This window comes from Empedobacter sp. GD03797 (assembly GCF_029842105.1).
GTDB classification, from domain to species: Bacteria; Bacteroidota; Bacteroidia; order Flavobacteriales; family Weeksellaceae; genus Empedobacter; species Empedobacter falsenii_C.
Genome location: NZ_JAOCFS010000005.1, coordinates 94,754 through 112,408, shown reverse-complemented (window position 1 = coordinate 112,408; position 17,655 = coordinate 94,754). Strand labels below are relative to the sequence as shown.

Here is a 17,655-nt window from a genome sequence, read left to right as displayed (position 1 = left end):
TTAATATATTAAATAAAGAAAAATTATTTTACTCTGAAAACAACTCTTCTTGCTAATTGATGAGAAGAAACTTGAGAGTTTTTGAACTCATTATCTTTACCTTCACCAACTGTAGTTAATTGAGAAGCACTTGCTCCTTGACTAACTAAAATAGCTTTTACATTTTCTGCTCTTCTACGAGATAAATCTTTATTGAAAGCATCACCTCCTACTGGATCAGCGTAACCTAAAATCTCAATTTGAGCATTTGGTTTAGCTTTTAAGTACTCAGATACAAATTTGATCCCTCCTACAGATTGTTGGTATGGTTTATCAGAATTGTAATCAAAGTAAACATTGATAATACCAGAGTTAATCATTTGCTCTAAGAAATCAGCATCATTAACGATAGTTGTATTTCCTCCAGCATTTTGTTTAATGTATTCTTCAATATTATCTGGAATTCCGTTTCCATTGTGGTCAATTGTAACACCGTGAGTGTCAACAACAGCACCTGGAGCTGAATCTGGTTCTTGATCTAAGTAATCAGCAACACCATCACCATCAGTATCTTTTAACATTTGTTCGATGTTAGAAATACGATCTTCTAAGTCAGAACGAGTTGGTTCGTAAACCCAGTCAGCGTGTTTTTGGTTTTTACCTAAGTAGAAAGTTAAACCTAAAGTAGCATTCCATAATTCACCACCAAAACCTGAACCTGTAATTTCAGAATTTCCATCAAAAGCTACGTTTTGACGAATATTTCTTACGTATGATAAGTCTCCTGTTAATACAACACGATCTGTTAATCTTAACTGAGGAGTTAAACCAACCATAACATTTACCATGTTATCATTGTCGTCGAAAACTTTACCATCAGCACCTTTTGTAGCGTTGTTGTTCATCCAAGAATAACCTGCACCACCATGAGCTAATAAGCCAATTCTATTTGTCCATGTTTCAAAATTCATGATTCGTCCTAAGTTAGCAACCCCTTGTAAATCTACACGGTAATAATTAGAACGGAAACGAGCTACATCTTCACCTTCTTTGATACGGTCATAGCCACCATCTAATTTTAAACCAAACTTATTGTTGAACATATAACGAACTCCAAAATCAGCATGATAGAAACTTGGCGTTTCAGAATAGTAACCTGGAGTGAAAGCTTTACGTGCTTTTACAGCACCTCCATTGGCCTCAATAGACCATTTGTTGTAATCATTGTTAACTGTTTCAGTAACTTCTTGCGCGTGAGCAAAAATTCCTAATCCAATTACACTTAATAGGTATGAAATCTTTTTCATGAGGATATATTTAATTACAAAATTATATAAACACTTAAAAAGGAGTAAACAAAAAACTGTTAAAAACGCTCATAACTAACTAAAATCATAAAGTTCTAAACGTGCTTATCCTTTGAGCTAATATGTTAGTCAATAACTATGCCGAAATTAATTTTTAGTTTTCTTATATCATTTTCAAATCATTTAAATTATTTTTGCACAAATATTTCCCAAAACAAACAATGGAACAATCAGCATTTCTTTTTTCAACCAGAGGATCATTAGAATTAGCACAAAAAATTGCCGATCAATATGGTCAAGAACTTGGTAAATCTAAAATTGTAGAGTTTAGCGATGGCGAATTTGTGCCTGCTTTTGAACAGCCAATTCGCGGTGCTCGCGTTTTCTTAATTGGTTCTACAATGCAACCAACAGACAATTTAATGGAATTACTTTTAATGTGTGATGCTGCAAAACGCGCATCTGCTAAAAGTATTACAGTTGTTATTCCTTATTTTGGTTTTGCTCGTCAAGATCGTAAGGATGCACCACGTGTACCAATTGGAGCAAAATTAGTTGCAAAAATGTTAATGACAGCTGGAGCAACTCGTGTAATGACTATGGATTTACACGCGGATCAAATACAAGGATTTTTTGAAGTTCCTGTTGATCATTTATTCGCTTCAACAATTTTTGTTGAGTATATCAAAGGTTTAGGTTTAGATAATATTTGTATTGCTTCTCCAGACATGGGAGGTGCTAAACGTGCAAATACATATGCTAAATACCTTAATGCAGATATCGTAATTTGTCATAAAGAACGTAAAGTTGCAAACCAAGTTGATAGCATGATGTTAATCGGTGAGGTTGAAGGTAAAAACGTTATTTTAGTGGATGACATGATTGATACAGCGGGTACACTTGCAAAAGCAGCTGAATTGATTATGGAAAAAGGAGCAAAATCTGTTCGTGCAATTGCAACGCACGGAGTTTTATCTGGACCAGCTTATGAGCGTCTTGATAACTCTTTGTTAACGGAAATTGCTATAACTGATAGTATTCCATTAAAAAATACTTCCGTATCTAAAATAAAAGTATTATCTTGCGCTCCGCTTTTTGCTGATGTTATGCATTTAGTACATAGCAATAAATCTATTAGCCAACGTTTTGTTATCTAATGATTTAACTTAAATTTAAATTATTTTTATTATATACATATTATTATGAAGTCAATTACAATTCAAGGTGTAAAAAGAGAAGACTTAGGTAAAGTGGCTACACGTAACCTACGTAATGCTGAACAAGTACCTTGTGTGGTTTATGGTTCTGGAGAGCCTATCCACTTTTCAGCTGATGAAAAAGCATTCAAATCATTAGTTTACACTCCAGATGCTCATACAGCAACTATCGAGTTAGCTGATGGAGCTAAAATTCAAGCAATTTTACAAGACATCCAATTCCACCCAGTAACGGATAAAATCTTACACGTAGATTTTTACCAATTAAACGAGGACAAACCAGTAACTATGGAAGTTCCAGTTCGTTTAGTAGGACGTGCTCGTGGTTTAGTAGCTGGTGGGGTTTTACGTTTCAACATGCGTAAATTAAAAGTTCGTGCTATTCCAGCAAACTTACCAGACGAAATCGAAATCGATATCACTCCAATGAGAATTGGTCACAAAATGTATGTAGAAACATTGAAAAATGATAACTACACATTCGCTCATCCAGATAACGCAGTAGTAGTAGCTATTCGTACTTCTCGTAACGCTGTTAAGGATGCTGATCAAGACGAAGACGAAGATTAAGAAATTTTCTTTTCAGATAAAATTAAACCACTCAATTTTGAGTGGTTTTTTTATTTTTAAAAATTTAATAAGATAAATTTATCCGAATTAAAATTAGTTGTATATTTGCTTCATAATTTATAATGAATAAAAGAAATTAATGTTTTCTAAAGCGTGCGAATATGGAATTAAGGCTTGTGTGTTTATTGCACAAGAATCTGTAGAAGGAAAGAGAGTCAATTTAAAACAAATTGCAAATTCGATTAATTCTCCAGAAGCTTACACAGCCAAAATTCTTCAACAATTAGTTAAAGCAAATGTGATTTCATCTGTCAAAGGAAAAATGGGAGGTTTCCAAATGGATGCAGCGCATTTAGAAGATATCAAATTAGTGAATATCATCAAAGCTATTGACGGAGATGGTCTTTATCACAGTTGCATTTTAGGTTTAGTAGAATGCGATGCTAACAAGCCTTGTGCTTTACATAGCCGTGTATTTGCAATTCGTAATGATTTGCGAGGAATGCTAGAAAAGACATCGATGTTTAATTTGATTGATGATCTAGAGAAAGGAATTGCTTTTCTTAAGCATTAAAAAAAAAAAATTGATTAAAAATAAGATAAAAATATCCGATTATCCGAATTAAAAAATTACAACAATGAACCTATTAATAGAACTTCCTCAAACAACTGCTTCTCATATGAGTTATACTGTAACAGTAAATCTAAATGAAGCGTGCGAAAGACATCATAAGACATTATTTTTTTGTTGGAACATTCGTGCTGGAATAGATAAAGGAGTCGATATTCAACGAATTGTTGATTATGTAAATTGGTATGGGGAAAAAGTGTTATTCAAAAAATTTGAGATAGAAGAAAATTACTTGTTTTCGCTTTTGGATGAAGATCATTACTTGGTAAAAAGAGCATTGAAAGAACATAGACGTTTGAGACGCTTGTTTAAAATAGATGCAAAAAATCCGATGAAAAGTTTGATTTATATCGAAGAAGAATTGGATTTGCATATCAGATTTGAGGAGAAACAAATGTTTCCTGAATTTGAGAAAAATGCAACACAAAAAAAGTTAAAAGTAATTAAAGAACAATTTAATTCACTTTTAACTAACACAGATTGGAAAGATCAATTTTGGTTATAGATCTTTATAGCTAAAAATTTTTACTTATAATTTTTTAGATGATTTTTGAAAAGAAAAGCTCGATTTTGCAGGTCGAGCTTTTTGCTTTTTTACTTAGAAAAAAATTGTTTCTCCAGCATTTGTATTTTTTATCTTTTCGATTATTTCTTCACCATCTTCAATTGATGAACAAGGAATAATTATTTTATTAGGAGGATTTTTGATGTCATTTATAACAGCCAAAGTTCCAGACATCATCCGTTGAATCTTCAATGTTCCTATTATTTTGGGTCTGGTTAATCGCATAAGATTCTACTTCTTAATCTTAATTTCAAAGATTTTGTCCCAGTTTTTACCTGTTAATAACATATTTCCGTTGTCTTTGAAAGCGATTCCGTTCAATTCTTGTGCTTGTGGATTTCCTTGTTTTCCTTTCAATTCAGCAAAATTGAACTCAGCTTTTACAGCGCCAGTTTGCGGATCAATTACCACAATATTACTGTTATCTGCATGTCCAGATTTTAGGTAAACATTTGCATAAATTAAACCATCGTGATACTCAATTTCATTCAAATAACTATATGGTTGCGTGTTATCAAAAGCTTGAACAGTTCTAAGGTAATTAAATTTATCGTCGAAGAAATGAATACGTTGTGAGCCTTCTGTTACGGCTAATTCTTTACCAATTGTAGTAATTCCCCAACCTTCGATAATTTGAGCTGGCATATCAAATTTTTCAACTTGATTAAAGTTTAAATCATATTTATAAATCACACGATCTTGCCATGTTAATTGATAAATAAAACCATTCAGTTCTGTAATTCCTTCTCCAAAAACATCGTCTTTAATTTGGTATAATTTTGTAGGCTCAGTTGCACCCAATTTATATTCAATCAAACGTGTTTTTCCTCCGCGAAGTCCAGTTCCTTCGAAAATATTTCCGTTTTTGAAATAAAAACCTTGCGTAAAATAATCTGGATTATGTGGATAAGTTCCTACAATTTCGTAATTCCATTGTGCAGCTGGCTCATTTGCATAAACAACAAACGTAAAATCGCGCGAATTTGTTTCTTCTTCTCCTTTGAAGAATTTCAAATTAACCGTATGATTTCCTAATCCAATTGTTTTTCCGTCAATCGTAAAATCAGCAGGAACTTCTTGTCCATCCACCGAAACTACAACTTTCGTAATTCCATCCAAATTAGTTAAAGGAATATCGATTTTGTCGCCAATTTTGTATTTATTTTGTTCAATTTTCGAAACAATTTCAGTGATTGCAGTATTGTTTTTTCCTGTAGAATCTTTACAAGAAAATAATACTGAAGAGAAAACTGTTGCACAAACTGAGGCAGCGATTAAATATTTTTTCATTTGATGTGTTTTATGTTTTATGAATTAGGTTGCTAATTCTACTACAAATATATTTTATTTTGTTCGATTCGGATTATTTTTTACAAAGGCATCCCAACTCGAATAAGAACTTGATGTTCCAGTTGTTTTACCCGAATTTAGATAATGACAAACCGCAACGGCAAGACCATCTGTGGCATCCAAACGTTTCGGAATTTCTTTCAATCCAAGTAAATGTTGTAACATTCCCGCAACTTGTTCTTTTGATGCATTTCCGTTTCCGGTAATCGCCATCTTAATTTTTTTTGGCGCATATTCTACCACAGGCATATCGCGATGCAGGCAAGCGGCAATACAAACGCCTTGTGCACGTCCAAGTTTTAACATAGACTGAACATTAACGCCAAAAAACTGCGCTTCAATGGCTAATTCATCAGGATGATATTGATCGATAATGGCTAAAGTTTTTTCGAAAATTTTTTTCAATTTCGTTTGTTGATTCGGAAGTTTATGCAACAACAATTCATCTAAAGTAATCAACTTTATTTTGTTGTTTTTGACTTCAATCAAACCAAAACCCATTACCATTGTTCCAGGATCTATCCCTAAAATAATCTTTTCCATCGTTGCGAAGGTATTAAGATATTCTGAAAATTAAGCCGAATTTCGACTCGCATTAATATTTCCGAATAACGAACGCATTACAATTTGCTCATAGATTGATTTGAATTCACTTTCGAGATGAATTTTGTTCAAAGCAAATTGTTGAATCGTTAATAATGGTAACACAATTTTTTCGCGCATTTGTACTGAAGATTTGTTCAATGGTTCGTCTTGCATCAATTCTGTGTAACCCGAAATTTCTAAACATAATGCTTTTGATAATTCAAATTCATCATGCAAAATATTCCAAAATTCACCATATTCAGGATCATCTTTCATATAAGAAGTTAATGGAAAATAAGTTTTTTCCATCGACATCATACTGTTTTGAATCAACGTTTTGAAGAAGCTCGAATTTTTGAATAAATCTTTTACATCCTCTAAATGACCTTGTTTTTTCAATTCATTTATAGCCGTTCCAACACCAAAATATCCCGGAACATTTTGTTTTAATTGACTCCAAGAACCCACAAATGGAATGGCGCGCAAATCATCGAACTCTAATTTTTTGTCACCACCTCGTTTACTCGGACGGCTTCCGATATTCGTTTTTCCATAATAGTTAAGCGTACTCATATTTTCTAAATAAGGTAAAAATGAAGGATGCGCTTTCAAATCTTCGTATTTCTGATAACTAATTGTGGCTAATTTATCAATCAATGTGCGTTCATCAGGCGAAATCTGACTTGTACTTGTCGAGAAAACATCCGAAATAATTCCAGCCGTGTACAATTGTTCAAAATTATATTTTGCTTGTGGCATTGTTCCGTAATTAGACGTAATTGTTTGCCCTTGAATCGTAATTTGAATTTCGTGATTCGCAATTGTTTTCCCTTGAGAAGCGTAAAATTCGTGCGTTTTTCCACCGCCACGCGCAGGAGGTCCACCACGACCATCAAAGAAAATAACTTCGATTTGATTTTTATCCGAAACATTCGAAAGGATTTCTTTGGTGCGATATATTTCCCAATTCGCTTTGATGTAACCGCCGTCTTTTGTTCCGTCCGAAAAACCTAACATAATCGATTGACGTTGTTTTCTACGTTCTAAATGTTGCGCATAAATAGGTAAATTATACAATTTATTCATTGTATTTTCAGCACCATCTAAACCTCTAATCGTCTCGAAAAGTGGCATAATATCAAACTTAATTTCGTAGTCTTTGTAACCGCAAAATTTGAATAAAGCGTAAACATTTAAAACATCGAAAATGGTTTCAGAATTTGAAATAATGTATCGGTTAACACCTAATTCACCATTTCGTTGCTGAATTGTTTTTAATTGATAAACATTTTTGATTGTATCAACCACAATATCATCTTCAAAATCTTCTGGTTTAGCTGTAAAAGAAGGATTTGTTAACAATTCGATTTGTTCTGGTTCGCTTAAATCTTTCAGATTAATTCCAGTATATTTTTCAACAATTTGGTTAATCACTTTTTGATGAACACGCGAATCTTGACGAATATCTAATGATGCAAAATGCAACCCGAAAATATCAACACGTGTGATAAAATCGTCCAGAATATCTAAGAAAACACCATTGTGTTGTTCAATCAAAATTGTACGAATCGTTTGTAAACGCGTTTTGATTTCATCAATTGTAATCGTTCCATTTTCATTGAACATATTTTCGTAAATCAAATTGCTCAACGCTTTTAAAGGCTCTGTAACATGTTTGAAGGTTAATCGTCTTTGAACAATTTTTAGATGATTGTAATAATTTTTTAAGATACTTGTTCGTAACAAACTTGCTACTTTCAACGTAATTTCTGCTGTAACGAAAGGATTTCCATCGCGATCACCTCCAGGCCAAAAACCTAATTGAATGACAGGAGATTTGAGTGGTTGACTTTCTGTAAAAAACAATTGATTAATTTCGTTATACAATCGTCCAATCGTCTGATAATACACATTTCTTAAGTAATAAATAATCGAAACTGCTTCATCGTAAGGTGTCGGTTTTTCTTCGTTGATGAAAGGTGTTTTTCCTAATTGTTGCAACAATAAATCAATTTTACTTACCGAATCTTGTTGAATTGCATCGCGTAAATCCTGAATAATTTGTTGAACATTTGTCGGATAAAATTGCGTTGGATGCGCTGTAAAAACAACTCTTGTTACAAAATCTTCGATTCTGGTTTTTACTTGCTCCATTTTACCTTGCGCCTGTGCAATATGGTAAATGCTTTCCAAACTTCCTTTTTCATTTTCGGAATGTAATGACGGAAATGCAGCATCTTCGATACTATCAAACAAAACAACTTGTCGCTCGATGTATTGTATCATTCGAAACATCAAATCGATTTGCTCTTGTTCGGTTTTTAAATCAGTGTATTTCTCAAAAAAATTGTTGATGATTTCATTTGGCGATTTACCTTCAGGTAAACCTTTTTGACTTTCATCGTACAAAAACGGAATCAACGATCCGATGTTTTGCATTTTTTCGTAGGGCAGACTCATAAAGAGACTGTTGTAAATTTGAAACTTATTTTCCACAATTTGGTGGAACTTAAGTTCAGATAAATTCGTACTTCGCATTAATAGGTATTTTTTCTCTTAAGAGTAAATTTAAACTTTAATAATGATTTAATGAGTATAATTAATGGTATAAATTAGTTATCAGTAGCTTATTGATAAATAAAACAATACCTTTGCGCAAAATTTCCAAAAAATTTATGAAAATCAATTTATTATTAGCAATTTCATTTTGTTTTATGAACATTTTATTAGCACAAGTAGGTATAGGTACATCTAATCCAAATGCAACACTTGATGTAGCTATCGATTCAAATTACAAAAGTGGAGATAAAGCAGGTGTAGCTTTTCCAATGATGAGTGGAAATCAAATAGAGGCGATGTCTACAACAGATCTAAAAGCAGGAACACTTGTTTATGCAAATGCTATTTCGACGAATACAATTCCTGATATTGATGCATTAGGATTATGGTATTGGTCTGGTGATATGACAAAAAAGTGGGAACCGTTAAATTTAGGATATAAGAAAGTAGTTTCTTATTTCTATGCACCTTCTATTGCTTTGCCAACTGATATAGCAGGAGTTTCAACCGATTCGTCTTCTACAATTTGGTATGATAGTGCTACTTCTATGTTTAATGTAAAGTTGTTCGAAATTTATAAAAGTCAATTTGATTTATCAGGAAATGTTAGTGGAGTTAAAAAAAGTGCATTAAAAAGTCCTTCTGCAACTAGTATTCCAGTCTTAAACAAAACAGATTTAGAATACTTTGTAACGTATTTTGATAATCAAGTCTTTGATCCATCTAAAATTACTTTGGACGATAATGGAGTTTTAAAATATTCTATTTTATCTAACCCAATGGTGACGGAAAATACATTTATGAATATTGTATTTAAAGTAAAATAATCTTATTTCTAAAGCTATTTTTATGAAGAAAATTTTAAGTTTTCTAGCATTTCTATGCGCTATTTTTACTTTCGCGGCTGATTATTATTGGGTTGGAGGAAGCGGAAATTGGACAGATATTAACCATTGGCGAACAACTTCTGGAGGAGTATCTTTACCGTCTGTAGTTCCAGGACCAACGGATAATGTTTTTTTTGATATTAATTCAGGCTTTTCAGCTTCAAGTAAAACGGTAACGATAGACAATATAGTGAATTGTCATAATATAACCTTTTCTGCGAGTACAATCGTTCCGACTTTAACACAAATCGGAACTCAAACTTTAAATATTTATGGTTCGAGTGAGTGGCAAGTAGGAATGGGAATGATTAATGTTGCAAAAATTTATTATCGTCACACAGGCGAGGCGAAGACGATAAAAAGTAATGGAACAATTACAGGGTCAACAAATTCGACTGTTGTTTTTGAAGAAAGAACTTCAGTAAGTTTATTAGATGATTTTCAAGTAGGTTACGAATTATACCATAATGCTGGCACGTGGATTACGAACAGTCATCAAGTAAAGATAGACGGACGTTTCTATGCAAACCAAGGGAATACACCAAGAACCATAGAATTTGGAAGTTCTAAAATTTATTTAACAACTTCTAATCCTTATTTTCAAACTAACCTTGATGTTACAACAATTAATGCTGGGACTTCTCATATTTATTTTACAGGAAAAGTAACATCTAATAGCTATGGCTTAATAACTTATCAAGGACAAAATTTTTACAATGTTACTTTTGAAGAACAAACAAATATAAATTTATCAGGCTCTGCAAATTTTAATCAAGTTGAATTTAAGGGCAATGGAAGTATTTCTGGGAATAACACATTTAAAGCTTTGATTTTTGCACCTGCAAAAAACTATATTATTGAAGCTAATAAAAAACAAACGATTACCAATTTATTTTCTGTAAACACTCCAGCATGCGAAGGATGGGCTAATATTTCATCTAATAGCTACGGAACAACAACTGAAATAGTTGCAACTTCTAATGTAAGTATAATTGTTTCTGGTACTATTCTGAAAAACATTACAGCATCGGGAGGTGCTAATTTTATTGCTAATAATTCAATTGGTGAAGGTGTTACTGATGGTTGGCAAATACCTTCAATTGTAGGTCAAGATTTATACTGGGTTGGTGGTTCTGGTAATTGGAATGATAGAACACATTGGTCCAAAACCTCAGGTGGTACTGGTGGTTACTGTTCACCTGGTCCTAATGATAATACATTTGTTGATAGAGGATCAGGATTTACGTTAAACGATAAAACAATCACTTTAGATAAAACGTCTTATACTCACAATATTTCTTTTGTTTATAGTTCTAATCCACCAACGTTAACAGAAAACGGATCTCAAACGTTGAATATTTACGGTTCAAGTGAATGGCAAGAAGGAATGGGAGCGATTAATTTGTCAAATATTTATTACCGTCATACAGGAGAGGTGAAAACTATAAAAACTAATGGTGTAAAACTAGGTACAGCTAATTCTAGTATTTATTTTGAAGAAGAAAATTCGATTAGTTTGCTAGACGATTTTATTGTTAATGATGAACTTTATCATCAGGCAGGAACATGGACAACTAACAATCATCAAGTTACTATTAATGGTCGATTTTATGCAATATATGGTTCAAAACCTAAGGTAATAAACATGGGCAGCTCAAACTTCTATTTACCCTACACCGTTCCATATTTTCAAACAAATTCAATCTTAACCACGATTAATGCAGGAACATCACATATACACTTTACAAATACAACAAGTAATAGTTATGGACTTATAGCAGGTGAAAATCAACGATATTATAATGTAAGCTTTGATAATTCTTCAACGGCTGGATCGATAAGTGCACAAACAGGGACAGCATATTTTAATCAGGTTGAATTTAAAGGGAATGGAACAATCAATGGAAACAATCATTTTTATAACTTAATTTTAGCTCCAACTAAAAACTACAGCTTTCCTGCTGGGGCAACCCAAACTATAACCAATTTATTATCAGCTTCAACACCACAATGTGGAGGCTGGTCAACAATTAATTCTAGCAAATCAGGAAGCTTGGCGAAAATTGAGGCTGCATCTAATGTTACTGTTAATGTATCTGGTGTTGTTATGCAAGATATATCGGGTAATGGAGGTGCTACATTTATTGCTCAAAATTCAATTGATAATGGTAATAACAATCCTGGATGGCAGTTTCCTAAGATAGCTGGTCAGGAGCTTTATTGGGTTGGTGGATCTGGTAATTGGAATGATAAAATGCATTGGTCACAGAGTAGCAATGGTATAGGAGGTTATTGTGTTCCTGGTCCATCAGATAATACGATTTTTAACCAAGGTTCTGGTTTTACATCCGCAAACAAGACTATAACTGTAGACAATACTTCTTACACTCGAAATATTACATTCTCCGGAAGTGCAGTTCCTCCAATATTGACACAAACTGGCTCTCAGACTATCAATATCTATGGATCTAGTGAGTGGCAGAACGGAATGGGAACAATTAATCTCAATAAAATTTTCTATCGTCATACAGGAGAAGCTAAAACAATAAAAAGTAATGATGTGATATCTGGAAATAGCGCTGTTAATATTTATTTTGAAGAAGAAAATACGATAAGCTTATTAGATAACTATAAAATAGGATATGAATTGTACCATCAAGCAGGTACATGGATTACCAACAATAATGATGTAATAATTTATGGTAGATTTTATGCTAATTCAGGTACTAAACCAAGAACAATAAGTATGGGGTCATCAAATTTTTATTTACCAAACAATTCTCCGTACTTTGATACAAATTCTGCTTATGTTACGATAAACGCGGGAACTTCTCAACTAATTTTTACGGGAATTACAACAGCAAGTTATGGTTTGTCAACTTATGACGGTCAGCGGTTCAATAATGTGGTTTTTGAAAGCAGAGCAAATGCCGCCATTAATTCGACAAAAGGAACAACAAGCTTTAACGCTGTTACCTTTAGAGGTAGCGGAAGTATAAAGGGAATTAATAACATTAAAAATCTAGAATTTTCTTCTGGTAAAAGTTATACTCTTGATGCTTCAAAAACTCAAACAGTAGAAAATTTAATTTTAGGAGGAACGCCTTGTGATGTTACATTTGTTCAAAGTAGTGTTGCTGGTACACGAGCTAATGTAAATGTAACGGGAACTGTAACTAACTTTAATTTTGGTAATCTAAAAGATATCAATGCATCTGGTCAATTGTTACATTTCGGTGAGCAAAGTACAATCGCGAATCAAAACAATAACAACATAACCTATGATCCATATAATCCTGGTGCTTTTGAAGGGTTAGGAGCAGATTGGATTGATCACAAAATAGATGGTTCTAATCCATTAACTTATATTTTATCAACTAGTAAATTCTATGGAAATAGTTATACGACATACAAATGGTATAAAATTGATGGATTGAATAGTAGCACAACTAATGTTATTAGTACAGATAAAGAAATAGATATCCGAAAATTTGGCTACGGAACCTATGAAGTCAAAGTTGATTATTCAAATGGAAATACAATTACATGTAGCGTAAATGATAATATTTTATTGAAAGGATTACTGAAAAAAGTTTTAGTCAATCCAAGTATTCGAATTCGAGTAAGATAGAATAAAAAAGAGAATCATATTGATTCTCTTTTTTTATTATGATCGATTATTTAGTTCAATTAATGGTTCTATAAATTCGCGTGTGTTTGCTAGCCTCGGAACTTTATTTTGTCCACCTAACTTACCACGAGAAGCCATCCATTCGATGAATAATTTTTTGCGTGCTTTGTGTACAATCGGTCGATTAAGTGTCATATTATTGTAACGTTTTGCTTCGTAATCAGAATTAACTTCTTGCAAACCTTTATCTAAACAATCAATAAATTGCTCAAAGTTTTCAGGTTCTTTATCAAATTCGATTACCCATTCATGCGCGCCTTTTTCTTTCCCTTGCATAAAAATTGGACCAGCACTATATTCGGAAACAATCGAATTTGTTTGCATACAAGCACGTTTCAAAGCTTCTTCTGCATTTTCTATCATCAATTCTTCGCCAAATGCATTGATATAATGTTTTGTTCGTCCAGAAACAACAATTCTGTGTGGATTAGTTGAGGTAAAACGAACCGTATCACCAATAATATAGCGCCACAAACCTCCATTTGTTGTAATCACCATAGCGTAATTTTTACCAACTTCAACTTCTCCAATTGTTAAAAATCGTTGATTTTCTGAACCAAATTCTTCCATTGGAATAAATTCGTAAAAAATTCCGTTGTCTAATAATAACAACAAATCTTTACTATTTAATTGATCCTGAATACCAAAAAAACCTTCGGAAGCATTATATAATTCGAAATAATTTAATTTTTTTTGAGTGATTAAATTATAATTTTCTGCATAAGGTTTGAAGCTGATTCCACCATGAAAAAACACTTCGAGATTTGGCCATAATTCGTCCAAATAATTCTTTCCAGTTTCGGCTAATAATTTATTCAAAACGACTAACATCCACGAAGGAACGCCAGTTAAAGAACCAACATCTTCATTTTTTGTTGCATTGATAATCGCATTCATCTTCACATTCCAATCAGACATTAAAGAAATCTCACGATTCGGAATATTTTTCATTTCAGCATAAAAAGGTAAATTATCAATCAAAATAGCTGATAAATCACCAAAACGCGTATCATATTTTTGATAAAGTTCACTACTTCCGCCAATTCTTAGATTTTTGTGCATAAAAATATCCGTTTCGGGATAAGCATTTAAGTACAACGCAAACATTGTTTTTCCTGCTGCGTAATGGCAATCTTCTAAGGATTCATTACTAATCGGAATAAATTTACTTTTCGCATTTGTTGTTCCAGAAGATTTCGCAAACCACTTTATTTTTCCGTGCCAAGTGACATCTTTTTCACCTTTTCTCGCTAATTCAATATAAGGTTGAAAATCCTCGTAATGCACCGCAGGAACTTGCTCTTGAAATTTCTGTGTCGTTTTGATTTCGTCAAAATGAAATTCTTTTCCGTAAATAGTCGATTTGGCTTTTTTGATATTCTCAAATAACACACGTTCTTGCGTACCAACTGGATTTTTGATGCTTTCCTCGATGACATTCATTCGGCTACGCATCATAATTTCCATAATCTTATTGACTATTCCCATCCGCTAAAAGTTTTGTAGATTTACACAAAATTAATTAAACTTTTTTAGCAAGATGCAGTTTGAAGGACAAATTCGTAAAATGACAACTGAAAATGGAACGCCAATCAATTATTATTGGAATTTCAAGAATGATTTTATCGTTATGAATCAATTGTTAGGAAAAAAAATCAAGATTAACTTTGATCATTACGAATGTTTAAACTGTCACGAGGACAAAGAGATTTATCAGATGGGATATTGTAAAAATTGTTTTTTTACAGTTCCAGAAGCTAATCCAAGTATCATCAATCCAGAACTTTCTACAGCTCATTTGGGAATAGCACAACGTGATTTAGAATTCGAAACGAAATTCGAATTGCAACCGCATATTGTGTATTTAGCAAATTCTTCGGGAATTAAAGTAGGTGTAACACGTTTAACGCAAGTGCCAACTCGTTGGATCGATCAAGGAGCTTCAGAAGCTATTATTATTGCGCGAACGGATAATCGTTACGAAGCTGGAATGATAGAGGTTTCGTTGAAAAATGTTATTGCTGATAAAACGAATTGGCAAAGAATGTTAAAAAATGATGTACCAGAAATTAATCTATTCGAAAAGTATCAAGAAATCAGAAATGAAGTGAATCCAGATTTTCAACAATTTTTGGTTGATGAGCCAGAAGTTTGGAAGTTAGACTATCCAGTTTTATCTTATCCAGAAAAAGTAAAATCATTAAACCTGAAAAAAACGCCAGAAATAGAAGGTGTTTTGAAAGGAATAAAAGGTCAATACTTGATTTTTGAAGACAATACAGTTTTCAATGTTCGAGGTCATGAAGGTTTTTATGTCAATTTTGAAGTATAAACTTCTTTTTACAATAAAAGATATTCAAAAGTCGGTTCTATAACAGAATCGACTTTTTTGTTAAGATAGAATTATCCAAGTAAAAAAGTTTAAAATGAATAATCAGTTTTTCCGACACATTCAATTTTCGTTGTATATTGTTTTCTGAATATTCATGCCAAAAATATGTTTTTAAATCAAATTTATCTACAGAAGTTAAAACTTTTATTTGTTCTTGCTTTTACGCTTATAAGTGTATTATCAAATGCACAAAAGAATGTAGAAACAGAAATAGAAAATTATTTGAAAAAGTCATATGAATTTGTTAGTGTTAATCTTGATTCGGCATTACTCTATAACAGAAAAGCAGATGATCTTATTCATAATTTACCTAAGAATGCAGATAAAATATCTGTTTATAAGAATTTAGGAAATATTTATTTAGAAAGAGGAGATTTTGTAAACTCTCTGAATTATTTCTTGAAAGCTTCTAAAATTGTTGAGAATAAATTAATTTATGAACCTAATAATCAACAATATATGACGTACGAAGTAGAATTGTTGATTGCTGTAGGGAATTTAGAGTTGCGTCAAAATAATTTTGATCAAACATTGGGTTTTTATAATCGTGCAAAAGTAAGATTAGAACAAATAAAAAATGAATCGAAAAGACTTCAATTTAAATTAAATATTTTAAATAATACAGCTGGTGTTTTTCTTAAAAAGGAAGAGTTTAATAAGGCTTTGAAATATTATGAATTGGCTCAAGAATTAAATGTAAAAGCAAAAGACGAAAAATTAGAGGCTTCTTTGTTGAATAATATGGGTATATGTTATTTAGAAAATCAGGAATATGTAACATCAATTTTTGTTTTGAATAAGGCTTTAGAGATTCGAAAGAAATTAGATGATCAGAGAGGAATTGCGCAATGTTACAATAATTTAGGAAAAGCTTATGGATTACAAAAAAAGTATAATGAATCAAAATATTACTTAGAAGAAGCGCTAAACATTGGACATAACGTAGGAAACACAGAATCGGTACTTTATTCATTATTTTCTTTAAAAAGACTTTATCAGGAATTGAATGATTATGAAAATGCTTTTAAAACTTTAGATGAATATACTATTCTCAATAAAAAAGTTTATAATGAAGAATCTGTGAAAAAGATGGCGCAATTGGAGCTGAATTATAAATTAGATAAGCAAAAAGCAATTTATTCAGAAAATCTCAAAAGACAAGAGGCAGAGAAAAAAAGAACTAAATTAATCTATTATAGTATCGGTAGTTGTTTGTTTTTATTTCTTATTCTTGCGATTCTTTGGATTTATCTACAAAAAACTAAAATAAAGAATATCAATCTTTTAAAAGAAAAACTACAATTAGAACATAAAAATATTTCACTCGAAAAAGACTTTTTAAAAGATGAGCTTGAATTTAAGAATAGAGAGATAACTGCAAAAATTATGTATTTATTCAAAAAGAATGAGTTGATAAATTCTATTGCTGAAAGGCTTGTCGAGTTAAAGAAAAAAGCAATACCTGAAAATAAAAAAGAAATTCAGGAAATGATCGTTGAAATGCGCCTAAAAAAAGATGATGAAATTTGGACAGAATTTGAAACTTACTTTACAAAAGTTAATCCAGATTTTTATACGAAACTAAATGAACTTTGTCCTAATCTAACACCGAACGAAAAAAAATTATGCGCTTTTTTACGTCTCAAAATGACAACCAAGGAAATTGCTACCATTACTTACCAATCTACAAATAGTATAAATGTTTCTCGTTTTAGACTTCGAAAAAAATTGAATATAAAAGGAGAGGATATTAATTTGATAAATTTTTTAGAAAATTTATAATTATTTGATTTTGATACGTTTGTAAATAAAAGTACTAAAAATGTAATGTGTTCTGTACAACCGAAGTAAGCTATTTTTTTAAGTTTAGATTGATTTTGTACTAATCTTTGTGAAAATTAATTAACACAAAAAAATTAGCA

Annotated in this window: 14 protein-coding genes; 8 read left to right on the top strand and 6 right to left on the bottom strand. The window is 31.9% G+C overall.

What is annotated here, in order from left to right:
• Window positions 1-23: 23 nt before the first annotated feature.
• Entirely contained in the window at window positions 24-1,286 is a 1,263-nt protein-coding gene (locus N5D90_RS06040) for an OmpA family protein (protein ID WP_280061902.1), read from the bottom strand.
• Window positions 1,287-1,507: 221 nt separating this feature from the next.
• On the opposite strand from N5D90_RS06040, the gene N5D90_RS06035 reads away from it, so the two are divergent.
• The 4 genes from N5D90_RS06035 (at window position 1,508) to N5D90_RS06020 (ending at window position 4,209) form a co-directional block, all read left to right on the top strand.
• Window positions 1,508-2,443 (top strand): ribose-phosphate pyrophosphokinase, encoded by a 936-nt coding sequence (locus N5D90_RS06035; RefSeq protein ID WP_038336277.1) that lies wholly within the window; start codon window positions 1,508-1,510, stop codon window positions 2,441-2,443.
• Between the two features lie 45 nt (window positions 2,444-2,488).
• A complete protein-coding gene (locus N5D90_RS06030) occupies window positions 2,489-3,073 on the top strand; it encodes a 50S ribosomal protein L25/general stress protein Ctc (protein ID WP_038336278.1) in 585 nt (194 codons plus the stop codon).
• A 139-nt stretch (window positions 3,074-3,212) separates the two neighbouring features.
• Window positions 3,213-3,647: an Rrf2 family transcriptional regulator gene (locus tag N5D90_RS06025; protein ID WP_038336279.1), complete on the top strand. Its 435-nt coding sequence runs from the start codon at window positions 3,213-3,215 to the stop codon at window positions 3,645-3,647.
• A 64-nt stretch (window positions 3,648-3,711) separates the two neighbouring features.
• Window positions 3,712-4,209, top strand: coding sequence for a hemerythrin domain-containing protein (locus tag N5D90_RS06020; RefSeq protein ID WP_052217884.1), 498 nt, complete (start codon window positions 3,712-3,714; stop codon window positions 4,207-4,209).
• 93 nt (window positions 4,210-4,302) lie between these two features.
• Here the strand turns inward: N5D90_RS06020 and N5D90_RS06015 are convergent, their stop codons facing one another.
• From N5D90_RS06015 to N5D90_RS06000, 4 genes are read right to left on the bottom strand one after another with little or no spacing between them, the layout of a single operon-like run.
• Window positions 4,303-4,494 carry a hypothetical protein gene (locus N5D90_RS06015; protein WP_280061901.1) on the bottom strand — a complete coding sequence of 64 codons (192 nt, stop codon included), beginning with the start codon at window positions 4,492-4,494 and terminating at the stop codon, window positions 4,303-4,305.
• A 6-nt stretch (window positions 4,495-4,500) separates the two neighbouring features.
• Window positions 4,501-5,559 carry a glutaminyl-peptide cyclotransferase gene (locus tag N5D90_RS06010; protein ID WP_280061900.1) on the bottom strand — a complete coding sequence of 353 codons (1,059 nt, stop codon included), beginning with the start codon at window positions 5,557-5,559 and terminating at the stop codon, window positions 4,501-4,503.
• Window positions 5,560-5,613: 54 nt separating this feature from the next.
• Window positions 5,614-6,162 carry a crossover junction endodeoxyribonuclease RuvC gene (gene ruvC / locus N5D90_RS06005; protein WP_038336282.1) on the bottom strand — a complete coding sequence of 183 codons (549 nt, stop codon included), beginning with the start codon at window positions 6,160-6,162 and terminating at the stop codon, window positions 5,614-5,616.
• 30 nt (window positions 6,163-6,192) lie between these two features.
• Window positions 6,193-8,742 carry a phosphoenolpyruvate carboxylase gene (locus N5D90_RS06000; RefSeq protein WP_280061899.1) on the bottom strand — a complete coding sequence of 850 codons (2,550 nt, stop codon included), beginning with the start codon at window positions 8,740-8,742 and terminating at the stop codon, window positions 6,193-6,195.
• Between the two features lie 137 nt (window positions 8,743-8,879).
• Here N5D90_RS06000 and N5D90_RS05995 point away from each other — a divergent pair, with 137 nt between their 5' ends.
• Window positions 8,880-9,590, top strand: coding sequence for a hypothetical protein (locus tag N5D90_RS05995; RefSeq protein WP_038336284.1), 711 nt, complete (start codon window positions 8,880-8,882; stop codon window positions 9,588-9,590).
• A gap of 22 nt (window positions 9,591-9,612) precedes the next feature.
• Window positions 9,613-13,281 (top strand): hypothetical protein, encoded by a 3,669-nt coding sequence (locus N5D90_RS05990; protein ID WP_280061898.1) that lies wholly within the window; start codon window positions 9,613-9,615, stop codon window positions 13,279-13,281.
• Window positions 13,282-13,317: 36 nt separating this feature from the next.
• Here N5D90_RS05990 and N5D90_RS05985 read toward each other — a convergent pair whose 3' ends face one another.
• Entirely contained in the window at window positions 13,318-14,829 is a 1,512-nt protein-coding gene (locus N5D90_RS05985; protein ID WP_280061897.1) for a GH3 auxin-responsive promoter family protein, read from the bottom strand.
• Between the two features lie 52 nt (window positions 14,830-14,881).
• On the opposite strand from N5D90_RS05985, the gene N5D90_RS05980 reads away from it, so the two are divergent.
• Window positions 14,882-15,673, top strand: a complete 792-nt coding sequence (locus N5D90_RS05980) for a DUF2797 domain-containing protein (protein ID WP_038333421.1) — start codon at window positions 14,882-14,884, stop codon at window positions 15,671-15,673.
• A 165-nt stretch (window positions 15,674-15,838) separates the two neighbouring features.
• Window positions 15,839-17,515 (top strand): tetratricopeptide repeat protein, encoded by a 1,677-nt coding sequence (locus tag N5D90_RS05975; RefSeq protein ID WP_280061896.1) that lies wholly within the window; start codon window positions 15,839-15,841, stop codon window positions 17,513-17,515.
• Window positions 17,516-17,655 lie beyond the last annotated feature (140 nt).